Below are 19622 nucleotides of genomic sequence, written 5' to 3'. Positions count from 1 at the left end.
GGCACGGCATTCCCACGCAGAGCGTGGGAATGAGGCGCAAGAGGTAGAAGATTCGCAATACCGAGAAAAAAAGGCGACCCCCACGAGGAATCGCCCTTTTTGCATTCGCGTTAAACGTAAGGCCTCAAGCCTTGGCTTTGAGCAGCGCCTCAAGCTTCTCCTGGTCCCGAGCAAACTGGCGAATACCTTCAGCCAGCTTCTCGGTAGCCATGGCATCTTCGTTCGACGCCCAGCGGAACTGGCTCTCATTCAGGCTCTGGCGCGGCTCGCCGCCATTGCCGGTGGTCAGCTTGCGCACCAGCTTGCCTTCATCCTTGGCCAACTGGTCGAGCAGGTCAGGGCTGATGGTCAGACGATCACAACCGGCCAGCTCTTCAATCTGACCGAGATTACGGAAGCTGGCACCCATGACCACAGTCTTGAAATCATTGGCTTTGTAATAGTTGTAGATGCGCGTGACCGACTGCACGCCAGGGTCTTCCGCGCCCACATAGTCAGTGCCGGTGGCTTTCTTGTACCAGTCGTAGATCCGGCCCACGAACGGCGAAATCAGAAACACCCCAGCGTCCGCGCAGGCCACGGCCTGGGCAAAGGAAAACAGCAGGGTCAGGTTGGTCTGGATACCTTCACGCTCGAGCTTCTCTGCTGCACGAATACCTTCCCAGGTCGACGCCAGCTTGATCAGCACGCGCTCACGACCGATACCGGCCTTTTCATACAAATCAATCAGCTGATTGGCCTTGGCCAGCGACGCATTTTCATCAAACGACAAACGCGCATCCACCTCGGTGGAAATACGCCCGGGAATCACTTTGACAATGCTGCTGCCCACAGCCACCGCGAAACGGTCACAAGCCAGACCCACATCACCCTTGCTGTCACGGATGGCGTCATTGAGCAGCTCGGCATAAGCCGGCATGGCCGCAGCCTTGAGCAGCAGGGAAGGGTTGGTGGTGGCGTCGACCGGCTTGAGACGGGAAATGGCATCGATGTCGCCGGAGTCGGCAACTACAGTGGTGTACTGTTTCAGTTGTTCGAGCTTGGAAGTCATGTGCGTGCTCTATCCTGTGCGGTTTAGACGACATTACCCGAGCGCTGCCCACCGCTCAAGGGCTCTGGCGGCAGCTTCGGGCAAGAAGGGGATAAGTGTTTGATAACCAATCCCCGCACAGGTTCAACAGCAGGTCCGTCAACGGCCCTCGAGCAACTGCCCCGCCTGGTCCAGCAACGCCAGCGGGTCCTTGCTCTTGTGGATATCCACCGACAACAATTGGCGAAATTTCCGCGCTCCAGGGAAACCCTGACCCAGCCCCAGAATATGCCGGGTGATATGGTGCATCGAACCCCCAGCCGCCACATGCCCGGCAACATAAGGCCGCAACCGCGCCAACGCCTCGCTGCGGGAAATCACCGGCGCCGTGCTGCCAAACAACTGCTGGTCCACATCGGCGAGCAGATAAGGGTTGTGATAAGCCTCACGCCCCAGCATCACCCCATCGAAAGTCCGCAAGTGCGCATGGCATTCCTCCATGGTCTTGATCCCGCCATTGAGCACGATCTCAAGATCCGGGAAATCAGCCTTCAACTGCGCCGCCACCTCATAGCGCAACGGCGGAATATCCCGGTTCTCCTTCGGCGAAAGCCCCTCGAGAATCGCGATCCGCGCATGCACGGTAAAACTGCGGCAACCCGCCTCCCGCACCTGCCCGACGAAATCGCACAACTCGGCATAACTGTCCCGCCCGTTGATGCCAATGCGGTGCTTGACCGTCACCGGAATCGACACCGCATCCCGCATCGCCTTCACACAATCAGCCACCAACGCCGGATGCCCCATCAGGCAAGCGCCGATCATATTGTTCTGCACCCGATCGCTCGGGCAGCCGACGTTGAGGTTGACCTCGTCATAGCCGGCTTCCTGGGCCATCTTCGCGCAGGCCGCCAGATCGGCCGGGACACTGCCGCCCAGTTGCAACGCTAACGGGTGCTCGGTTTCGTCATGGCGCAGAAAGCGCTCGTGATCGCCATTGAGCAGGGCGCCGGTGGTGACCATCTCGGTGTAGAGCAGGGCACGGCTGGAGAGCAGGCGCAGAAAGTAGCGGCAGTGGCGGTCGGTCCAGTCCATCATGGGCGCAACAGAAAACCTCCTAGATACCGGATCTGCTGGGGATGCTAGGTTTTCTGCAGGTTTCATAGGCATTTAGCTACTTCTCATTTGCTACGGTTTACTACGGTTTTTGCTTAATTTTGAGATGGTCTTGCTACAATGTAGCAACGCAAACCACTCGTGTAGCAAAACCCATGGGATCAATCACCGTTCGCAAGCGCAAGGATGGCTCTGCAGCGTACACCGCACAGATCCGCATCATGCAAAAGGGTGTGACAGTTTATCAGGAAAGCCAGACCTTCGACCGCAAGACCACGGCCCAGGCTTGGCTCAAGCGACGTGAGACGGAGCTGGCCGAGCCTGGTGCGATTGCCAAAGCCAATCGAAGAGGCGTGACGGTCAAGGAGATGATCGATCGCTACCTGGAGGACTACGAAAAGCTTCGGCCGCTGGGCAAGACCAAGCGCGCCACCCTAAAGGCTATAAGCGAAACCTGGTTGGGCAAGCTTGAAGACAAGCACATTACCAGTCAGAAGCTGGTCGAGTACGCACATGATCGCATGCTGAGCGATGGCATTCAGCCGCAGACGGTCGGGAATGACCTGGCGCATCTCGGTGCGGTGCTGTCTGTTGCTCGCCCGGCCTGGGGTTATGACATTGATCCGATGGCCATGCCGGATGCGCGCAAGGTGTTGCGTAAGATGGGTGGTGTGTCTAGGAGTAGGGAGCGCGACCGTCGGCCGACACTGTCCGAACTCGATGCAATCCTCGAGTACTTCTGTGCCATGCGTGATCGGCGCAAGCAACAGATTGATATGGTGCGGCTGACCGCATTTGCACTTTTCTCCACGCGGCGCCAGGAAGAGATTACACGTATTCGTTGGGACGCAATAGATGAAGAGCGTCAGGCGGTGTTGATCACTGACATGAAGAATCCTGGGCAGAAGTATGGCAATGATGTGTGGTGTCATGTGCCCGACGAAGCTTGGCGGATCATGCAGTCGATGCCAAGAGTGGCTGAACAGGTATTTCCGTATAACGCCCGGTCAGTGTCGGCATCGTTCACCAGGGCTGCTGCATTCCTCGAGATTGAAGATCTCCACTTTCATGATCTTCGCCACGACGGGGTCAGTCGGCTATTCGAAATGGGGTGGGATATTCCGAGAGTTGCCTCTGTGTCAGGTCATCGAGATTGGAATTCGATGCGTCGATACACGCACTTGAAGGGAAATGGCGATCCTTACGAGGGTTGGCCGTGGCTGGAACAGATAATTTCGGGGCCCACGATAGAAGGGTAAAAGAGAGCATAACTCAATGCGTATTTACCTATCGCTTGTATGTTGCTAGGCGGAGCTTGCTAGAGTGGCGACTAGATTGGATCGGTTCGCTACAGATTAAAGGCCAATACGAATCTGCTAGGTGATGAATGGAGTCTTATATAAAATGAAGTTAGAAAAAATCTGGCCGGGTAACCTTCCGGGTTATTGCAATATACCGTCAGGCGAGCAATGGATTCGACTAGAAAAGCTAAATTTATTTATTGGTCCTAACAATAGTGGGAAGAGCAGGCTGCTTAGGTTCTTGTTTTCCGCGCCGCAAAATAAAATGCAGTTGGGAGTGGGTGAGGCGTTTCAAGAAGCATCAGGTAAGCTTGGAAATATTTTTGATATAATAAAAAGCGGATCCAGAATACTTGACTTTGATTGTCATGAGTTTATGGCGATTTATAATGGTGATTGTAAGGATAGTGGGGCGCTGGTCGGGTCAATTGACAGCCTGCTAAAGCTTTTGAGTGATGCCTCTAATCACAATATGCACGTTATGGGTGGTCACAATTCTCACCTGTTTAATGATATAAGGCATCATGCTCAGGCGCGTTATCCTGGGAGCGCAATGGAGGCGTTTTCAAGTTTACGAAATCAAGTTAATGCGTTAAAAAAACATTACATTCCTATACTGAGGGGTATGAGGCCTCTCGGGGATGGGACGGACCTTTTTTATGAGAGGACTGTCAAAGATTACTTTCCCTTAGCAAAAGAAAGTGAACTTGAAATAATTACTGGTTTTGATTTGTATAAGTTGCTGGCGCAGTTTTTGCTAGGGCAGCCTAGTGAGCGAGAGAGGGTTAGGAGTTATGAAAAAATATTAGGCGATGAGTTTTTTGGAGGTGCTGAAGTTACTCTTATCCCTCAGTATGGTAAGGATACCGTTGCTGTTAAAATTGGTGATGACGAACAGTTTTCGATATATGATCTTGGGGATGGTCTTCAGCAGGTTATTATTATAACTTCGGCTGCCTATTTGGAGCGGGAGCGCTCGATTTTTTTTGTAGAAGAACCTGAATCTTGCCTACATCCTGGGCTTCTGAGAAAGCTGGCTCTGTTTCTATTGAACCATACAGGTCATCAATATATCGCCACCACGCACTCAAACCATTTGCTTGACTTGGCTGAAAGCCATAAAGATGTGCTGATCCATCGAGTGACCAAAAAAAATACCTCAGATGGAAATAGTTTCAATATTCAAGAGTGTACCAAAGATCGTGAAATTCTAGCGGATCTAGGCGTGCGAGCCTCATCAATCTATCTTGCCAACTCGACCATTTGGATTGAGGGAATTACGGATCGCCTTTACCTGAAGGTGATTATGCGAAAATATCTTGATTCTATTTCGGATGGGTCGAGAAAGATAATGCTCGAGGGTTTTTTAGAGAATTATCATTATGCATTTGTTGAGTATCAAGGCGGTACGTTGGGACATTGGGGCTTTGATGACGATGATGACACCACGGAAAGGCTGAATGCATCACGTCTATGTTCAGATGCTTTTCTGATTGCCGATGGAGATATTCTAAGTAAATCCCAGCGGGCTAAGAATCTGGCAGAGGAATTGAAAGATCGCTTTCATTTGCTCCCTGGCAAAGAAATTGAAAATTTGTTGCCGATTTCTGTAGTTTTTGAGGCTGCTAAAAGAATATTTGAAAGGAAAAAATCTAACACAACAGCAGGGCTTAATATTGACGATCTCTCTAAAATACTAACTGTAAATCTAGCTAAGTCAAGCCATGGTATTGGATATCATCTAGACAAAGCTTTCGGGCTTAAGGGGAAAGGGAAGCTGGAAAGAAGGGTTTTTGCTGATGAGAGCGGCACAATCAAGGATAAAGTTAAATTTTGTAAGCAAGCGATTGAAGTTATGGCAGAAATTGAATGGGAACTAACTTCGGACATGGTTAGCCTCTGTGAAAATATTTATTCTCATGTCGCACTAAAAAATCAATAGATTATAATCAGTACCAATAAATGTATTGGTACTGATTTTTTTTGATAGAAATTTACTACGCCCGTCGTAGCCCTCGCCCCATGAGTTTGGCATGTTCCGACTTGGCTGTGAGGTGTTGGGCATCAAGGTAGGTGGCCAAGTCGTTCAGATGTACGCCTCTTGCCGATTTTTGGCTGCTTTCCAACCGCACCAGCGGCAAGTCGATATCACCGGCAGCCACTTTCAATTTCATTTTTTCTGGGGTGAGGTGGCTAAAGTAGTCGCTGCAAACGCGTTCGAGTGGGATGATTACCATGCCGTTATATTGGGCCATCAGTAGAAACTGCGTATTCATTGGTCCAACTCCCCTATATGCGGGCCGTAATCGATCGTTGTGCACTGCCTGTGAATCGTGACTTGGGCTTGCATGTGCTGTGATCCTCGTAGTGCCCGCCGCCGTGATCTTTGGTGAGAGGCTTGCGGCGGGGCTTATGACTGATCGTTAGGCCAGGACGAAGGTGCCGATGGTCAGGTCGGTGGCGACGCCAACTTCGTGGGCAACCACGGATTTGAATTCCTGGGCCAGGTCTTCGTGCAATTGCGCTTCGCCAATCCAGCGCAGGCGCAGGATGGGTTGATCGCCGCCGGTGAGCACGGCAACGCGTAGGACGATGGTTTGTGCCTGCAGGCCTTCGTACGGGATGACGGTGAACAGCAGTTCGGCGGGAAGACCGTCGGCCGATTTGGCTTCGATCTGGTCCATGGCAGAGCGGGAAGCACTCATGTCTCCAACGATGTGTTCGCTCTTGCGGGCCTGTTCGATAGTGATTGAGCGGATCGCCCCCGCGGCCCGGCGCAGATCGATGTTGGTGCCGTCTGCGGTGATGGCTTTGAGGTTCGGCGCCCAGTCTTCGATGAAGTCGCTGAGGTCCTTTTGCGAGTGCTTCACAGACGCTGCACGCTCCATGGCGATGAAGGCGGCGGTCTTCTTCAAGGTGAGCGTGGCGCTAAAGTCGCCGTGGCCGGGAGTGTCCATGTCGCCCAGATTGAAGAGCACAGTGCAGATCATGCTGTCGCTATCGATGAACCCCGAGCTTTCGCCACTGGCATGCGTGAGCACGTAGCCGCTGAAGTCTTTCAGTGAGTTCGTGGCCAGCGCGCCCCGGAAACGGCTGCGAGTTTGCTGGAATTTTTCCAGGCTATGTACTTTGGCGGTGTCCGGCAGCGCGATCGTTGGTGTGTGCGTGCTCAAGGCCTTTGCATTGGCCAGTACGGCGGTGTCCTGAATCAGCTGAATTGCTTTGGCTTCCATTGGATCGTTTTCCTTCTTGGTGAGAGGTATGGAATCGGTGGTTTACGATTTCGCGTGTACGGGGGCGGCTTTGCGATCGAACAACTGGTCTGCCGCTGGCGTTTCAGGGAAAAGGGTTAGACGTCCGCCTTCGCCCACGTACATCGGGGTGTCGAGGGTTGTGTCTTCGCTGCGACTGCCGCGCTTTGTTGGCACCTTGTAAGCGAGCTTGTGGTTGACGGTGACCTGGTGGCTGTCGGCGATCTGTTTCAGGTTGAAGGTCAGGGTGACGGTGCCTGCTTTGCCGTTGTCGACGACGCCAGCGGCGACTTCGGAAAGTGCATAGCCGATCTGGTTGGCGAAGACGCCGGCGTTTAGTTCGCTGATGAATTCAGCGGTATCGGTGGGTTTCATGTGCTGTGCCTCTTTGAGTTGTTGCCCCTGGTTGGCCGGGGCCGCCGTGTTCATGCGGCTTGTTGGGCTTGGGCGTCCAGATAGGCCGCTAGGTCGTGCAGGTAGACCACGGGCTTTGCCCTGGCTGAGCCGTGCAACTTGGTGAGCTTGAGTGGAATGCGTCCTGCCCTGATCTCGTTCTGCAAATACCGATCCGTGCGGATGTGCGGGAAGTACTGCTCACGCACAGCCGTCAGGGTCGGGCAGGGGGTAGCAAACTGGCGGCGTAGTTGGTCAAGGGTGTTGCTCATGTGCTCTCCCCGCGCCCCACGGGTGGGGCAGCAGCTTCATGCTGCGGCGTCCTTGTTGTGTGTCGTCACAGTGATGCCGAGTTGCTTGGCGAGCCAGGCAACACCGCTTTCCTTCACCATGACCACGGCGTAGTGGCTATAGGTGTTGATGTTGGCGTTCCAGCGGCTGCGGGGCTCGACGAACAGATAGCCTTGATCACGGTGTTTGCTGGCCAGTTCGCCAGCCTGGTTGAGAATGCCGAGCTCGCGCAGCTTGTTGCGAAAGGTCCGTGGCTTAAGGCCGAGCAGGGCAGCCGTTGCGTCCAGGGTTCGGTTCATGACGCGGTCCTTCAGGCTTGTGCCGGTGCAAGACTTCCGCTTTCCAGCCGACCGTTTGCGATGTCTTGTAGAAAATCGCGTAGGTGCAGATGGTTCGCTCGATCCTTGCGGCGCAGGGTGAGTTGTCCGGTATGGCTGCCGAGTTCGGCGCTGACCACCGCGGTTTCATCGGTGAGCTCAACGTCAAAGGTCGCTTGGATCGTTTGTTCTGGGCGATGCAGTTCGCACACGGCCGAGCCGCCTACCTGCAGCATGTGGTGGAGAAGTTCTTGTTTAGCGAAAGGGACGATATAGCCGCTCATGCCGCGTCACCCCCGAACGGACCGACGTCTTCAGCATGAGCGACGCGGGTTGGATTTACGGCCAGTGCGCGGCTATTGAGGTTGGTGATGACTAGCAGGCCAGTGCGCTGCTGGATGGCTGCGACCGCTGCTGGGCTGCTGCAAGCTGCGGGGTGTAGGTACACCGGGCAACGAGTGGTGTGCTGTGTTGAATTCATGGCTCGTACTCTTTGGTGAGAGGGGTACGAGGCGAAAATTAGCAATAGCTAAATAATTTGGCAATAGCAATTGCTAAATTAATTTGCTGCAGATGAAAAAAAACCCGCGATCTGCGCGGGCTTTTGTTGCTGGGGCTGGCTAAAGGAGGACTGAGTACCAAAAGACCTTTCCGATTATGGTTATCTCCTTCGAGGCCATCTCAGACACTGAGTACTCTTCATCGGGATGCTCGTCTCGATTGAAGCTCCGCATTCGGATGCCACCGCCAGGTAAGCGGTATAGGGTTTTTATGCGCAAGTGGCCATCGTGGTTTATCGCATACATCTTCCCGTCGATGACCGATGTTGAAGCTTGATCAACGCCGACGGTGCTCCCATTGGGCAGCACGGGCTCCATGCTGTTCCCGCTGACTGTGACGCAAACTGCTTCGCTTGGCTGAACGTTTTGCCGGCGGAGAGTCATCTTCCCAAAGCGCAATTTTTGCTTATGCGATTGCTGGACCGCAGTCCGGCCTTGGCCTGCAGACAATTCCACTTCCTTAAGGAACGGCACATAAACCTCATCGTCATCCAGCGGGGTATCGTCATCCCAAACCGAGATAGGCCCCAGATATTCCGCATTGGCTTCGATAGGCCTTGCGTCTCGGTTTGGCGTTTCGTTCTGTGCGGGCGACCTTCTTGCATCGGGTCCCAAGGATGGTGAGACGAGTGTTCCCGGGGAGAGACCGATTTTTTGTTCGAGATTGGCCGCAGCCTTCTCGCCCAAAGACCGGTGCCCATTGAGGAGTTGGGACAGGTACGAGGCATCCAGGTTGTGTAGATCTGCAAACTCTTTCTGGGTTTTTCCACCCATCAAGGCCCGCAAGGCGTCGATTCGCATGTTCTTTATATCCATTTACGAATGATCGCCTTCCGTTAGCATTCAGTAAATTACAGTTTGCTATTGCTGCAATCATTAGCAATTGCTAATCTTCTGATCCAGAAGGAGGTGCATATGACATTGCACGAATATTTGAAGGCTCTGGATAAGGCTGCTCTCGAGGAATTTGCTAGGCGCTGTAGCACCTCGGCAGGGCAGTTGAAACAGGTTGCCTATAACAACCGACGGGCCAGTGCGGCGTTGGCAGTAAGCATCGAGAGAGAGTCAAAGGGCGCAGTCATATGCGAGTAGCTTCGTCCTGATATCGACTGGGCATATCTACGCGGGCCCAAAGCAGTTTAAGGATGCCGGGCTGGGGCCTCTCACCAAAGATCCCCCAGCCCAGCTACGACGATACACAGCACATGTACATCGGTCGTAGTCGTAGGATAGGGCGTGCTCGATCCAATGGCTACACCGTAAACGGGGGTTTTACGGTTATGAGTCGAACAGATCTATTACCGGATGCTGGTCCGGTCCTTTCTCTACGCCAGGCGCTCTATCGCGCAGGGCGTGACTACAAGGGCGGTATTACCACCCTTGCTTACGACATGGTCATGGACAACGACGCTCTTCAGAAGAAGCTGAAGCTTGATGAAGAGCGTCGTTGGCTGTCGCCTGATGAGCTTGAAGAGGTTATTCGGCTTACTGCCAATCCGTTGCTGCTGGATGCATTGATGCGTCCTGCAGGTGTGGTTTGGTACAAGCCAGAGCCGGTACCGGCGACGAAAGAGGCACTGAAAGCAGTGGGCAAGTTGCTTGCCGAAACAGGCGAATTTGTTTCGAGCATGCACGCCGGGGCTGCTGACAGCATCTGGGAGCCGCATGAGGTCGCCACGCTGGACAAGCACGGCGTCGATGTTATCCGCGCCGTGCTTGGCATCATGGCCGGCGCCCGGGAAGCGATGGAGGGCCGCGACCATGGCTGACATTGCTGACCTGGCCAATGAGCAGGCCGAGTACTTACTGGAAGTTGCCCTGGGGCGCCATCGGCCATTGGCCGCGGCGTCCAGCGCTGAATTCTGCACGGATTGCGACGAACCTATCCCGTTGCTTCGTCAGCAGAAGGTCCTGGGTTGCCAGACCTGCGTGAGCTGTCAGGAGCTGCGGGAGCGGCGCAGATGACCGATCACATCCCTCTGCAACTTGCTGACCTTCCCAATCTTCTGCGTTACATCTCTGCCGACCAGCGTGATACCTGGATCGAGGTCGGCATGGGCATCAAAGCCGAGTTCGGTGCCGATGGCTACGGACCCTGGAACATCTGGAGTCAAAGCGGGAAGGGCTACGACGGCAAGGCCGCATTGTCGGTCTGGAAGTCGTTCAAGAAGTCCGGTACCGGCATCGGTACCGTTATCAGACTGGCTTCGGACGCAGGCTGGCAGCCTGACAAGACTGAGATGACACCGGAAGACAAGAAGCGCTTTGCTGCCGAACAGGAGGCCAGGCGTGCACAACGCCAGGCCGAAGTTGAAGCTGATGAAGCCCTGCTCGAGCAGATGCGCCTCCTGGTTGCCGACGCCTGCCTCAAGGTCTGGACCGAGCACTGCCAGCCAGAAGGCCTGAGCGCCTACCTGCAGCGCAAGCAGGTCGGGGCCTTTGGTGTTGGGTTCTTCAAGTCCACAGTCATTCTCTCGATCGACGACGCCAACAAGCGTTGCCAGGTGTGGTCCGGCAGCGATTCGATGCAGTTCTTCAACAGCCTGCCCAAGCCGCGGCCGTCCTCGCTGAGCTTTCTGGTGTTCAGGCCGGGCTCGATTGCAGTGCCTCTGGTGGATGCCGACGGCAAGCTCTGGAGCCTGCAGGCCATCAATGGGCAGGGCACCAAGCTGTTTCCGAAATACGGCCGCAAGTCGGGGTGCTTTCATGTGCTCGGCCCGGCTGCTGACCCGATTGTGGTCGGGACCGCCGAAGGGTATGCGACGGCAGCCAGCGTACATATGGCCACGGGGTGGCCGGTGGCGATGGCCGTCGACTCGGGCAACCTGGTGAAGGTGGCGAGTACCATGCGTGCAGCCTATCCGGGCGTGCCCATTGTTGTGGCAGGTGACGATGACCCGGATGCACCTGGTAACCCGGGGCGCACCAAGGCTGAAGCTGCCGCACTCGAAGTTGGTGGCAACGCTGTGTTTCCGAACTTTGGGGAGGCTGCTTGATGTCCAGGGATTGGAATGATTTGCACATCGAGCAAGGTCTCGATGTGGTGCGAGGCCAGCTGGAGACTGCGGCGCAATCGGCGGTACCGGAATCATATGCTGACCTTCCCCATACCCCATCCGTGGAGGCGCCCGCCGAAACTGGCGCGGCTCCGGCTCCAGAGGGGGGCGGGGGGAGTGGCTGGACGGCGGAACGAATCTTTCAACGGTTTGCCCTGGTTGAGGGCAAGTCGGCCGTGTTCGATATGTTCCGGCGCGTCATCATCAAGAAGGCTGCTTTCGAACTGCTGGTGACCAAGCCGCTGGCCAAGGACTGGTTTGACTCGACCAATAAGAAGGTCATTGCGGATGACATGGCCGAGCGCCAGGCCAGCAAGGCGAAGGCGGAAGCGAAGTTCAAGCAGGTAAGCACCGAAGGCATGAGCCCGACGGATCGCTACATCTACATCGATGGCACGAAGGATTGCTGGGACATCCAGCGACGCCGGCGTGTGCCCGAGGGGGCGCTGAAGATGGCGATGGGCGATGCGTACGGTTTGTGGCTGAACAGCCCGGAGCGTCGCACAGTGGACATGGAACATATCGTGTTCGACCCGCGCATGACGAAGGACCCCGAGGTATATATCAACACCTTCGAAGGGCTGCCGATGGTGCCCGATCCTGATCGCGGTAAGTGCAGGACGCTGCAATCGCTGATCATGTTCCTGTGCAACAACGACAAAGCCGCGGCGGACTGGTTGACCAAATGGCTGGCCTATCCGCTGCAGAACGTCGGGGCCAAGATGGATACCGCCGTGTTGTTCCACTCGACGATGGAGGGCAGCGGCAAGAGTCTGCTGTTCAGCGACATCATGGGCGCGATCTATGGCGAGTACTCCGCCACCGTCGGCCAGGCCCAGCTGGAGACGAACTGGACCGTGTGGCAGTCGAACAAGCTGTATGGCGTGTTCGAAGAAGTTGTCAGCCGTGACCAGCGTTACAACCAGGTCGGCAAGATCAAGCACATGATCACCGGCAAGACGGTGCGCATGGAGTCGAAGTTCGTGAACGGCTGGGAAGAGGCCAACCACATGAACGCGGTGTTCCTCTCCAATGAAATCATGCCTTGGCCGATCAGTGACAACGACCGGCGCATGTTGGTGATGTGGCCTCGAGAAACGCTGGGCACAGAAGCACAGAAGGAAGTGAAGAGTGAACTCGCCGAAGGCGGTATCGCGGCGTTCTACGACTACCTACTGAGCTATGACACCGGTGACTTCGATGAGCGTACACGGCCACCGAGCACCGAGGCCCGTCAACGACTTGTCGACCTAAGTATGGCCAGCTGGCAAACGTTCTTACGCGAATGGCGCCTTGGCGTGCTCGGGGCACCGTTCACGGTCTGCGTGAGCAGTGATCTGTATGCCTTGTTCCTGGAGTGGTGCCAGCGCAACAAGGAACACACGCTCAGCCACACGAAGTTCAGCGGGTTCATCTCGACCGAGGTGGACAAGCAGCAGCGCGTGCCCTGGATGGAAGGGGCCCGGCGTGCGTTCGGGACGTTCTTCTTTCCCTGGTCGAGTATCGATCCAGCACCTTCCCCGCCCCCATCCCTGAGCGCAGCGGCGCTCGGAAAAGCTGTGGCCACGTGGAGGGCCCAAGCCAAAAGCGCTGGCTGGAGCGTTGATAGCTGGGAGCACGTGAAATTCGCCGACAAGGGGAGTGCGGCCGCATGACGACCTTCAGTGTGTCAGGTGTGTTTTCGCTGTTGCGGGTTGGTTTTCTCGACCTGACACAGGCGCAGGCCGCTGAATCCTGGGCTCTGCGGGCCTGTGTGTCAGGTGTGTCAGGTTTAGTGCGTGCGCAGGCGTATGCGTGCGGTTCTTCACGCTGATTGCTGCAACTTTTCATTTTTCTATGCGTAAGAGAAAACCCAACACACCTGACACACCTAACACAGATAGAGATAGATGATTGTTTTTAAAGGATTTTAGGTGTGTCAGGTGTGTGTTGGGTTTGGGCTTTTATGTGTCAGGTGCGATTTAAGCGGGGAGGGATGGGGATGATCGACGATATCGAGAGCTTGATGCGGCATTGGGGCGAGCAGCAGGCCCGACTCGGCCATGAGGCCAGCCTGGGCAGCCAAATGGGCGCCATCATGGACTGGAAGGGCAGCGCACCGCGTGGAACTCCTGGCACTCGTCCTCTACTGGGAGGCGGTACTGGGATGGATTACGCTGCGGCAGAGATTGATGCAGCCATTGCTGAGTTAGAGCGCCGTGACGAGCGCGGGCAGAAACTAGCGCTGCTGGCCAGACTCCGCTATCGCCACAGCGTGCCGGTGCGTGAACAGATGCGAGAAATTGGCTTGGCCGAAGGGGCTGACCGCACCTATCGCAATTGGGTGCAGGCACTGCACCAGCAAGTGATGGTGATCTTGATGGCGCGCATGGGCACCGTTCGTGGCTATACCGTTCGTCGGGGCACTTTGCCTCAAAGTTGCGTCAAAGTTGCGTCAATGTCGCGTCGAAGCGAATGACCGAAAATGGCCTCTTTTCGGTTTTTCCGGTAGGGGGTAAAAAGTCACCACGATATGAAATTTGCGCCTTGGCGCTACCCGAGCACGTGCTGTGCATGCAACAACCGGCTCCCCTTCGCCGGTCACCCAACCCCGCTTCGGCGGGGTTTTTCATTCTTGCTGCTGGCCCTGGTGTGGGCCGACACATTTGCCCGAGGCTCTCGGGCTTTTTTATTCCGGCGCCCAGGAGGCAACGCATGTCGACCGAACAGGAGGTGCAGCAGTCGCTGGCCGATCTTCCTCATTGGCTGCTGATTCTGGTGGCCCTTGCGGGATTGACCGGCGAGATGTGGCGAGCGGATGCGGCCGGGATGGCGATCGCGGTATTGATCAAGCGTGTGTTGCTGCGCTTCGGCGCTTCGGCGGTATTTGGGTTGGCGACGGTGATGCTCGCCACCGCCCTGGGCTGCAGCCTGATGACAGCAGCTGCGATCGGCAGCGTCGTGGCCTGCCTCGGCGCCGATGTAGCTAGTGGGTTGTACGCTCGTTGGCTGGCGAAGAAGGCCGGGCTCAGCGAAGTGCCATCGGGCAGTCAGCATGAACAGTGATCGGCGTGGCAGTAGTGCTGCGCGGGGTTATGGTTTCCGCTGGCAGCAATCGCGAGCCGCACACCTGCGACTCTTCCCCTTCTGCAGCATGTGCTCGACCGATCAACGCCCAGTGGCGGCGATCATCGTCGACCATAAGACGGCGCCCAAGCTCAAGGATGCGAAAGACAGTGGCGACGCTGCACGCATCAAGGCCGCGTGGAAGCTGTTCTGGGATCCCAACAACTGGCAGTCGCTGTGCAAGTTCTGCCACGACTCGACCAAGCAGCGGATGGAGAAGAGCGGGCGTGTCATCGGCTGCACGGCCGACGGGTTGCCCCTCGATCCGAACCACCACTGGAACCGCCCCTGAGCACGCCGGCAGGGGTAGGGGGGGTGAAAAACTTCTCCGCTTTTTTCTCCTAGACCGCATGCCCCCCTTTGTTCGCAACGCCGTGAAAAATGAGGGAGGGGGGGTTCGACGGTCCGGGGTTCATTTTTGATGTGTTGGAGGTGTGGCCATGGCTGGAAATGCCAATTCAGGCCGGCCCAGTCAGCCGGCTGTGCTCAAGTTGCTCAACGGCAACCGCGGCAAACAAAGCTTTGGCGAGCTGATGGAAGAAGTGAAGGACTCCGGCGTCCCGATTGCTGCCCCAGCGATGCCAACGTGCCTCAGCGATGAGGCTGTCGCTGAGTGGGAGCGTGTGCTCCCGGACCTGATGATGCTCGGCTTGGTCAGCACCCTGGACGGGATGATTCTGGCGACCTACTGCGAGGCCGTTGCCGACTGGCAGCGCTTTCGCCGGCGGATCGCTGAACTCAACGCCAAGGCCGACAGTTCAGACGCCGGTGATGTTCAAACCTTTGCCACCGGTGCCAAGCAGATTTCCGTCTGGCGGCAGCTGGCCAACGATGCAGAAAAACGGGCGAACAGCGCTGGTGCTCAGTTCGGTTTCTCTCCCATGGCGCGCCGCAATTTGAAGACGGCAGCACCACAGGGAGAGCTGTTCCCCAATGAACAACGAGACGCCGCAAACAAGTACTTCAGCTGACGATCGGGTCAGCGGCTTTGCCATCGCCGTACTGTCGGGTGAAATCGTCGCCGGGCCGGATGTTCGCGGCGCCTGCAAGCGTCACTTGCTGGATCGGTTACACGGGCACGAGCGTGGCTTGATCTGGGTGCAGGACCTAGCCGACCGGGCCATCGGCTTCTTCGAAGATGTGTTGTGCCTCAACGGCGGCGACTATGAGGGGAAGCCATTCTTCCTCGCACCCTGGCAAGCATTTGTGGTGGGCAGCCTGTTCGGCTGGATCACCCAGGACGGCTACCGACGCTTTCGCCTGTCCTACATTGAGACCGGCAAGGGCTCGGGCAAGAGTCCACTGGTAGCCGGCATCGGTTTGTATGGCCTGGTCGCCGATGGCGAGCAGCGCGCTGAAATTTACGCCGCCGCGACCAAGCGTGACCAGGCAATGATCCTGTTCCGCGATGCCGTGTCGATGGTCGACATGTCGCCATCGTTGACCAAGCGCCTGCTGCAATCGGGGCGGGATGAAAAAGTGTGGAACCTTTATTACCCCAACACCCGGTCGTTTTTTCGGCCGATCAGTGCGGACGAAGGCCAGTCCGGCCCACGGCCACACATCGGTTTGCTGGACGAGCTGCACGAACACAAGACTGCCACCACCGTAAACATGATGCGGGCCGGTACCAAAAACCGGCGCAAGGCGATGGTGGTGATGATCACCAACAGCGGTTCGGACAAGAAAACGGTCTGTGGTCAGTATCACGAACAGGGCGTACGCATCTGTGCAGGCCAGGAGCAAGACGACAGCTTCTTCGCGTTCATCTGCTCGCTCGACGAGGGAGACGATCCCTTCAAGGATGAATCGTGCTGGCCCAAGGTGAATCCCTCACTGGACTTCATTGCCGAGGGGCAGAACGACGGCATCCCAGGCCGCAAGTACTTGCGCGAGCAAGTGCAGTCAGCGCGGGGGTTGCCGGCGCTGGAGTCGGTGGTTAAACGTCTCAACTTCTGCATGTGGACCCAGGCGGAATCGCCATGGATTTCGTGGGAGGTCTGGAGCCAGGCGTCCGAGCGGGTGCCGATGCGCCTGCTGCGTGATCGCCCCTGTGTCGCAGGCTTGGACCTGGCGAGCACGACCGACCTCACCGCCTTTGTGTTGCTGTTCTGGCCGGTACCGCACGACCCGCACTGGCGGTTGTTGCCGTATTTCTGGATTCCCGACCACGACCTGGAGGAGCGCGAGAAGCGCGACAAGGTGCCGTACGGGTTGTGGATCAAGGCCAAAGAGCTGGAAACCACGCCCGGCCGGGCAATCAGCAAGCTGCATGTACTGCGGCGCTTGCAGGCCATCTGCGGCTACTTCGATGTCACTCGTATCGCTTATGACCGTTGGCGCATCGAGGACTTGCTGCAGTTGATGAGCGAGCACGACATCACGCTGCCGGAGATGGTCGGCTTCGGTCAGGGCTTCAAGGATATGGGCCCGGCTGTTGATGAGTTCGAGCGGCGGTTGTTGGGTCTGGTGCCGGAGCAGGCAGTCATCGACCTTGATCCGTCCGAGTACGAAGTGTTGGAGCCGGAGGCAGCCGAAGTCGAAACGCTACGCCACGACGGCAACCCGGTGATGACCTGGTGCGCAGGCAATGCCGTGATCGTGGCCGACCCGGCCAACAACAGGAAGGCCGACAAGGCCAAGGCTACCGGTCGTATCGACGGCATAGTTGCCGCCATCATGGCCACGGGTATCAGCGGCAAGTCCGCTGGGATCAGTGGCAAATCAATCTACGACGAAGGGGTCGGCATATGAAATTGATGATCCTGTCCTGGGTCGCGGGAGGGCTGGGGTTCGGTCTGCTGATCGCAGGTGTGGCCCTGGTTCACGTTCCCGCTGCCTGTATGGTGGCGGGCGTCGGCTTGCTCGGCTGGTCCTGGCTGGTCGACCGTGCTGCTGCAGCATTGCAAGCCAACGCCAAAGGGGGCTGAGCATGTTCTTTTCAAACGTGCGCGGCGCCGGCCAAAGCACTCTCACCGACACGGGCGGTGGTTTCTGGCGTGGCTTGCTCGGCGGTGGGCGTAACAGTTCAGGCGTGAGCGTTACGCCCGAGTCAGCGTTGGCCCTACCCATTCTGCAGAACTGCATTACCTTGCTGGCAGAGAGCGTGGCCCAGCTGCCGCTGGAGTTGTACCAGCGGCAGGAAAAGGGACAGCGCGAGTCCGCCATCAATCACCCGTTGTATGACGTATTGCGCTATCAGCCCAACGGATTTCAGACGCCGTACGAATACCGCGAGGGCTTACAGGGCGCGGTCGGGTTGCGTGGCAACGGATTCAGCTTCATTGAGCGGCGCGACGACGGCAACGTCACCGCGCTTTGGCCGTTGCACAACGACAGGGTCCAGGTGCTCAAGGGCGCCGACATGCTGCCGTATTACCGCATCGGCACCGGCGAAGCCCTGCCCATGCGCATGGTTCACCATGTGCGCTGGTTTGGTACCTGCTATTACGTGGGGCAGTCGCCGATCGAGCTGCATGCCGAATCCATCGGCCTGGCCCAGGCGGTACGTCAATACACCGGCAAGAGCTTTGCCAACGGTGTCAGTGTCTCCGGGGTGATCGAGCGGCCACGCGAAGCCCCGGCCATCAAGGACAAGGCCAGCATCGACAACATCGTCGATCAGTGGGGCCAGAAGTTCGGCGGCATGGACAACGCCAAGAAGGTCGCGCTGCTGCAGGAGGGGATGACGTTCAAGCCGGTGTCGATGAACAACGTCGATGCCGAAATCCTGGGCATTCTCAAGCACACGGGCACCGACGTGGCGCGGATCTACAAGATCCCGCTGCCAATGGTGAACGACCTGGAGAAATCGAACTACAACACGCTGGAGCAGCTGCTGATCCAGTTCGTGGTGTTCGCGCTGTTGCCCTGGGTCAAGCGCCATGAGCAATCCATGATGCGTGACTTCCTGTTGCCGGCGGATCGGAAGAACTACTTCATTGAGTTCAACCTGTCGGGATTGCTGCGCGGCGATCAGAAAAGCCGCTACGAGGCCTACGCGATCGGCCGGCAGTGGGGGTGGTTGTCGATCAATGATGTCCGGCGCCTGGAGAACATGCCGCCGATCAAGAACGGTGAAATTTACCTGCAGCCATTGAACATGGCCGACACCAGCAAAGGCCTGCCCGATGCCAACAACCCCGCGGTGCGGGCGCAGTTGGAATTCCAGCAAGAAGAAATCACGAGGATCCTCAGTCAATGAAGAACTATCTGCGAGCCTCCAGCCTGCTGTTCAATCAGCCGCTGCTGGTCACGCCTGACATGCTCGACCTCGGTGTGCGCTGGGCCAACCAGGCAATGAGCCTGAACATCGTCAACATCGGTGCGCCAGGCAATGCCAAGTTGTGGGCGGACGATGGCACGGACTACGTCGCCCAGCGCGAAGAGCAGCGCCGTACGGCGATCGCTTCCACCGGCATCGAGGTTATCCCGGTCAGCGGGGTGCTGGTTAGCCGCGGCAGTCATATCGGTCTGTGCGAAACCATGACCAGCTATGAAAGCCTGCGCGCCCAGTTACGCAATGCGGTGGCGGATCCGATGGTCGAGCGGGTGGTGCTCGATATCGACAGCCCAGGGGGTTCGGCCGTGGGTGCATTCGAGCTGGCGGCTGACATCCGCGCCATGGCCCAGCAAAAGCCGATCACCGGCATCGTCAACTTCATGGCATACAGCGGCGGATATTTGCTCGGCTCGGCCTGCAGCGAGTTGGTGGTGAGCCAGACCAGCGGTGTTGGATCCATCGGTGTGATTGCCAGCCACATGGACCGCTCCAAGATGGAAGAGGGCATGGGGGTCAAGGTCACCACGGTATATGCCGGGGCGCACAAGAACGACCTCAGCCCGCACGAGCCTATCAGTGAGCAGTCCATGAAGTACCTCAACGAAGTCGTGCAGGAGAGCTACCAGCTGTTCGTCAATGCCGTGGCCAAATACCGCGGGCTGTCCGTACAGCAGGTGATGGCAACCGAGGCCGGTTTGTATCGAGGCCAGGCCGGAATTGCCGCCGGTCTGGCGGATCGCCTGCAAAGCCCCCAGCAGGCGGTTGATGACCTGTCCCATGCCGTAGCAATGAATCGGGCCAACCGTCAAACCGGGCGCATCAGTGTTCGAGCCAAGGCGCTCAATATCCAATCCATGATCTGACCGCGTTCGCGGCAGTCGTCGAAGCCCGCCCTGTGCGGGTTTTTTTATGCCCAGGAG

Annotated in this window: 22 protein-coding genes and 1 pseudogene; 14 read left to right on the top strand and 9 right to left on the bottom strand. The window is 57.1% G+C overall.

All coding sequences use genetic code 11. From position 1 onward, the window contains the following. Positions 1 to 124: 124 nt before the first annotated feature. Positions 125 to 1051 carry a transaldolase gene (tal, locus tag F2S13_RS04730; RefSeq protein WP_166359311.1) on the bottom strand — a complete coding sequence of 309 codons (927 nt, stop codon included), beginning with the start codon at positions 1049 to 1051 and terminating at the stop codon, positions 125 to 127. A gap of 138 nt (positions 1052 to 1189) precedes the next feature. Next, positions 1190 to 2194, bottom strand: coding sequence for a tRNA dihydrouridine(20/20a) synthase DusA (dusA, locus tag F2S13_RS04725; RefSeq protein WP_166359366.1), 1005 nt, complete (start codon positions 2192 to 2194; stop codon positions 1190 to 1192). Between the two features lie 107 nt (positions 2195 to 2301). Between dusA and F2S13_RS04720 the strand changes: the two genes are divergently transcribed. Together F2S13_RS04720 and F2S13_RS04715 are read left to right on the top strand one after the other, a co-directional pair. Then, positions 2302 to 3405 (top strand): tyrosine-type recombinase/integrase, encoded by a 1104-nt coding sequence (locus tag F2S13_RS04720; protein WP_166359310.1) that lies wholly within the window; start codon positions 2302 to 2304, stop codon positions 3403 to 3405. Between the two features lie 145 nt (positions 3406 to 3550). Further along, complete coding sequence (locus F2S13_RS04715; RefSeq protein ID WP_166359309.1) at positions 3551 to 5389, top strand: AAA family ATPase; 1839 nt, start codon at positions 3551 to 3553, stop codon at positions 5387 to 5389. 55 nt (positions 5390 to 5444) lie between these two features. Here F2S13_RS04715 and F2S13_RS04710 read toward each other — a convergent pair whose 3' ends face one another. From F2S13_RS04710 to F2S13_RS04680, 7 genes are all read right to left on the bottom strand, one after another. Then, the gene (locus tag F2S13_RS04710; protein WP_166359308.1) at positions 5445 to 5723 is read right to left on the bottom strand and encodes a pyocin activator PrtN family protein; all 279 of its coding nucleotides are present in this window, start codon (positions 5721 to 5723) and stop codon (positions 5445 to 5447) included. Positions 5724 to 5870: 147 nt separating this feature from the next. Further along, positions 5871 to 6680 carry a DUF2303 family protein gene (locus tag F2S13_RS04705; RefSeq protein ID WP_166359307.1) on the bottom strand — a complete coding sequence of 270 codons (810 nt, stop codon included), beginning with the start codon at positions 6678 to 6680 and terminating at the stop codon, positions 5871 to 5873. Between the two features lie 42 nt (positions 6681 to 6722). Further along, positions 6723 to 7073 (bottom strand): hypothetical protein, encoded by a 351-nt coding sequence (locus F2S13_RS04700; protein WP_166359365.1) that lies wholly within the window; start codon positions 7071 to 7073, stop codon positions 6723 to 6725. Positions 7074 to 7123: 50 nt separating this feature from the next. Beyond that, complete coding sequence (locus F2S13_RS04695) at positions 7124 to 7363, bottom strand: pyocin activator PrtN family protein (RefSeq protein ID WP_166359306.1); 240 nt, start codon at positions 7361 to 7363, stop codon at positions 7124 to 7126. Between the two features lie 36 nt (positions 7364 to 7399). Next, complete coding sequence (locus F2S13_RS04690) at positions 7400 to 7681, bottom strand: hypothetical protein (protein WP_166359305.1); 282 nt, start codon at positions 7679 to 7681, stop codon at positions 7400 to 7402. Positions 7682 to 7692: 11 nt separating this feature from the next. Next, a complete protein-coding gene (locus F2S13_RS04685) occupies positions 7693 to 7983 on the bottom strand; it encodes a hypothetical protein (protein WP_246237760.1) in 291 nt (96 codons plus the stop codon). 336 nt (positions 7984 to 8319) lie between these two features. Next, positions 8320 to 9060: a LexA family transcriptional regulator gene (locus tag F2S13_RS04680; RefSeq protein ID WP_166359304.1), complete on the bottom strand. Its 741-nt coding sequence runs from the start codon at positions 9058 to 9060 to the stop codon at positions 8320 to 8322. Positions 9061 to 9539: 479 nt separating this feature from the next. Between F2S13_RS04680 and F2S13_RS04675 the strand changes: the two genes are divergently transcribed. The 12 genes and pseudogenes from F2S13_RS04675 to F2S13_RS04620 all read left to right on the top strand — a co-directional run bounded on the left by F2S13_RS04675 (position 9540) and on the right by F2S13_RS04620 (position 19565). Continuing rightward, positions 9540 to 10028: a phage regulatory CII family protein gene (locus F2S13_RS04675; protein ID WP_166359303.1), complete on the top strand. Its 489-nt coding sequence runs from the start codon at positions 9540 to 9542 to the stop codon at positions 10026 to 10028. Then, complete coding sequence (locus F2S13_RS04670; RefSeq protein WP_166359302.1) at positions 10021 to 10224, top strand: TraR/DksA C4-type zinc finger protein; 204 nt, start codon at positions 10021 to 10023, stop codon at positions 10222 to 10224. The genes F2S13_RS04675 and F2S13_RS04670 overlap by 8 nt, the downstream gene beginning before the upstream one ends. Then, positions 10221 to 11255, top strand: a complete 1035-nt coding sequence (locus tag F2S13_RS04665; RefSeq protein WP_166359301.1) for a PriCT-2 domain-containing protein — start codon at positions 10221 to 10223, stop codon at positions 11253 to 11255. The genes F2S13_RS04670 and F2S13_RS04665 overlap by 4 nt, the downstream gene beginning before the upstream one ends. An 86-nt stretch (positions 11256 to 11341) precedes the next feature. Continuing rightward, positions 11342 to 12970, top strand: a pseudogene (locus F2S13_RS04660) (DUF5906 domain-containing protein); the annotation flags it as partial. Between the two features lie 326 nt (positions 12971 to 13296). After that, positions 13297 to 13773 (top strand): hypothetical protein, encoded by a 477-nt coding sequence (locus F2S13_RS04655; RefSeq protein WP_166359299.1) that lies wholly within the window; start codon positions 13297 to 13299, stop codon positions 13771 to 13773. A 236-nt stretch (positions 13774 to 14009) separates the two neighbouring features. Continuing rightward, a complete protein-coding gene (locus tag F2S13_RS04650) occupies positions 14010 to 14360 on the top strand; it encodes a phage holin family protein (RefSeq protein WP_166359298.1) in 351 nt (116 codons plus the stop codon). Beyond that, positions 14350 to 14712: an HNH endonuclease gene (locus tag F2S13_RS04645; RefSeq protein ID WP_166359297.1), complete on the top strand. Its 363-nt coding sequence runs from the start codon at positions 14350 to 14352 to the stop codon at positions 14710 to 14712. The genes F2S13_RS04650 and F2S13_RS04645 overlap by 11 nt, the downstream gene beginning before the upstream one ends. A 148-nt stretch (positions 14713 to 14860) precedes the next feature. Further along, positions 14861 to 15391 carry a phage terminase small subunit P27 family gene (locus F2S13_RS04640; RefSeq protein ID WP_166359296.1) on the top strand — a complete coding sequence of 177 codons (531 nt, stop codon included), beginning with the start codon at positions 14861 to 14863 and terminating at the stop codon, positions 15389 to 15391. Beyond that, positions 15354 to 17174, top strand: a complete 1821-nt coding sequence (locus F2S13_RS04635; protein ID WP_166359295.1) for a terminase large subunit — start codon at positions 15354 to 15356, stop codon at positions 17172 to 17174. Before F2S13_RS04640 ends, F2S13_RS04635 begins: the two co-directional genes overlap by 38 nt. Further along, entirely contained in the window at positions 17171 to 17350 is a 180-nt protein-coding gene (locus F2S13_RS04630) for a hypothetical protein (protein WP_166359294.1), read from the top strand. Before F2S13_RS04635 ends, F2S13_RS04630 begins: the two co-directional genes overlap by 4 nt. Positions 17351 to 17352: 2 nt before the next feature. Then, positions 17353 to 18624 carry a phage portal protein gene (locus F2S13_RS04625; protein WP_166359293.1) on the top strand — a complete coding sequence of 424 codons (1272 nt, stop codon included), beginning with the start codon at positions 17353 to 17355 and terminating at the stop codon, positions 18622 to 18624. Then, positions 18621 to 19565: a S49 family peptidase gene (locus F2S13_RS04620; protein WP_166359292.1), complete on the top strand. Its 945-nt coding sequence runs from the start codon at positions 18621 to 18623 to the stop codon at positions 19563 to 19565. Before F2S13_RS04625 ends, F2S13_RS04620 begins: the two co-directional genes overlap by 4 nt. Positions 19566 to 19622 lie beyond the last annotated feature (57 nt).

Origin of the sequence: Pseudomonas akapageensis (assembly GCF_011355085.1) — a bacterium.
Lineage (GTDB): Bacteria > Pseudomonadota > Gammaproteobacteria > Pseudomonadales > Pseudomonadaceae > Aquipseudomonas > Aquipseudomonas akapageensis.
Note: the sequence above shows the minus strand (reverse complement) of the source record. Positions and strands in the feature narration are given on the sequence as shown.

Excerpts from the sequence above, each read along its gene's own strand:
- tal (WP_166359311.1), bottom strand. The coding sequence starts at position 1,051 with ATGACTTCCAAGCTCGAACAACTGAAACAGTACACCACTGTAGTTGCC.
- dusA (WP_166359366.1), bottom strand. The coding sequence starts at position 2,194 with ATGAAACCTGCAGAAAACCTAGCATCCCCAGCAGATCCGGTATCTAGG.
- F2S13_RS04720 (WP_166359310.1), top strand. The coding sequence starts at position 2,302 with ATGGGATCAATCACCGTTCGCAAGCGCAAGGATGGCTCTGCAGCGTAC.
- F2S13_RS04715 (WP_166359309.1), top strand. The coding sequence starts at position 3,551 with ATGAAGTTAGAAAAAATCTGGCCGGGTAACCTTCCGGGTTATTGCAAT.
- F2S13_RS04710 (WP_166359308.1), bottom strand. The coding sequence starts at position 5,723 with ATGAATACGCAGTTTCTACTGATGGCCCAATATAACGGCATGGTAATC.
- F2S13_RS04705 (WP_166359307.1), bottom strand. The coding sequence starts at position 6,680 with ATGGAAGCCAAAGCAATTCAGCTGATTCAGGACACCGCCGTACTGGCC.
- F2S13_RS04700 (WP_166359365.1), bottom strand. The coding sequence starts at position 7,073 with ATGAAACCCACCGATACCGCTGAATTCATCAGCGAACTAAACGCCGGC.
- F2S13_RS04695 (WP_166359306.1), bottom strand. The coding sequence starts at position 7,363 with ATGAGCAACACCCTTGACCAACTACGCCGCCAGTTTGCTACCCCCTGC.
- F2S13_RS04690 (WP_166359305.1), bottom strand. The coding sequence starts at position 7,681 with ATGAACCGAACCCTGGACGCAACGGCTGCCCTGCTCGGCCTTAAGCCA.
- F2S13_RS04685 (WP_246237760.1), bottom strand. The coding sequence starts at position 7,983 with ATGAGCGGCTATATCGTCCCTTTCGCTAAACAAGAACTTCTCCACCAC.
- F2S13_RS04680 (WP_166359304.1), bottom strand. The coding sequence starts at position 9,060 with ATGCGAATCGACGCCTTGCGGGCCTTGATGGGTGGAAAAACCCAGAAA.
- F2S13_RS04675 (WP_166359303.1), top strand. The coding sequence starts at position 9,540 with ATGAGTCGAACAGATCTATTACCGGATGCTGGTCCGGTCCTTTCTCTA.
- F2S13_RS04670 (WP_166359302.1), top strand. The coding sequence starts at position 10,021 with ATGGCTGACATTGCTGACCTGGCCAATGAGCAGGCCGAGTACTTACTG.
- F2S13_RS04665 (WP_166359301.1), top strand. The coding sequence starts at position 10,221 with ATGACCGATCACATCCCTCTGCAACTTGCTGACCTTCCCAATCTTCTG.
- F2S13_RS04655 (WP_166359299.1), top strand. The coding sequence starts at position 13,297 with ATGATCGACGATATCGAGAGCTTGATGCGGCATTGGGGCGAGCAGCAG.
- F2S13_RS04650 (WP_166359298.1), top strand. The coding sequence starts at position 14,010 with ATGTCGACCGAACAGGAGGTGCAGCAGTCGCTGGCCGATCTTCCTCAT.
- F2S13_RS04645 (WP_166359297.1), top strand. The coding sequence starts at position 14,350 with ATGAACAGTGATCGGCGTGGCAGTAGTGCTGCGCGGGGTTATGGTTTC.
- F2S13_RS04640 (WP_166359296.1), top strand. The coding sequence starts at position 14,861 with ATGGCTGGAAATGCCAATTCAGGCCGGCCCAGTCAGCCGGCTGTGCTC.
- F2S13_RS04635 (WP_166359295.1), top strand. The coding sequence starts at position 15,354 with ATGAACAACGAGACGCCGCAAACAAGTACTTCAGCTGACGATCGGGTC.
- F2S13_RS04630 (WP_166359294.1), top strand. The coding sequence starts at position 17,171 with ATGAAATTGATGATCCTGTCCTGGGTCGCGGGAGGGCTGGGGTTCGGT.
- F2S13_RS04625 (WP_166359293.1), top strand. The coding sequence starts at position 17,353 with ATGTTCTTTTCAAACGTGCGCGGCGCCGGCCAAAGCACTCTCACCGAC.
- F2S13_RS04620 (WP_166359292.1), top strand. The coding sequence starts at position 18,621 with ATGAAGAACTATCTGCGAGCCTCCAGCCTGCTGTTCAATCAGCCGCTG.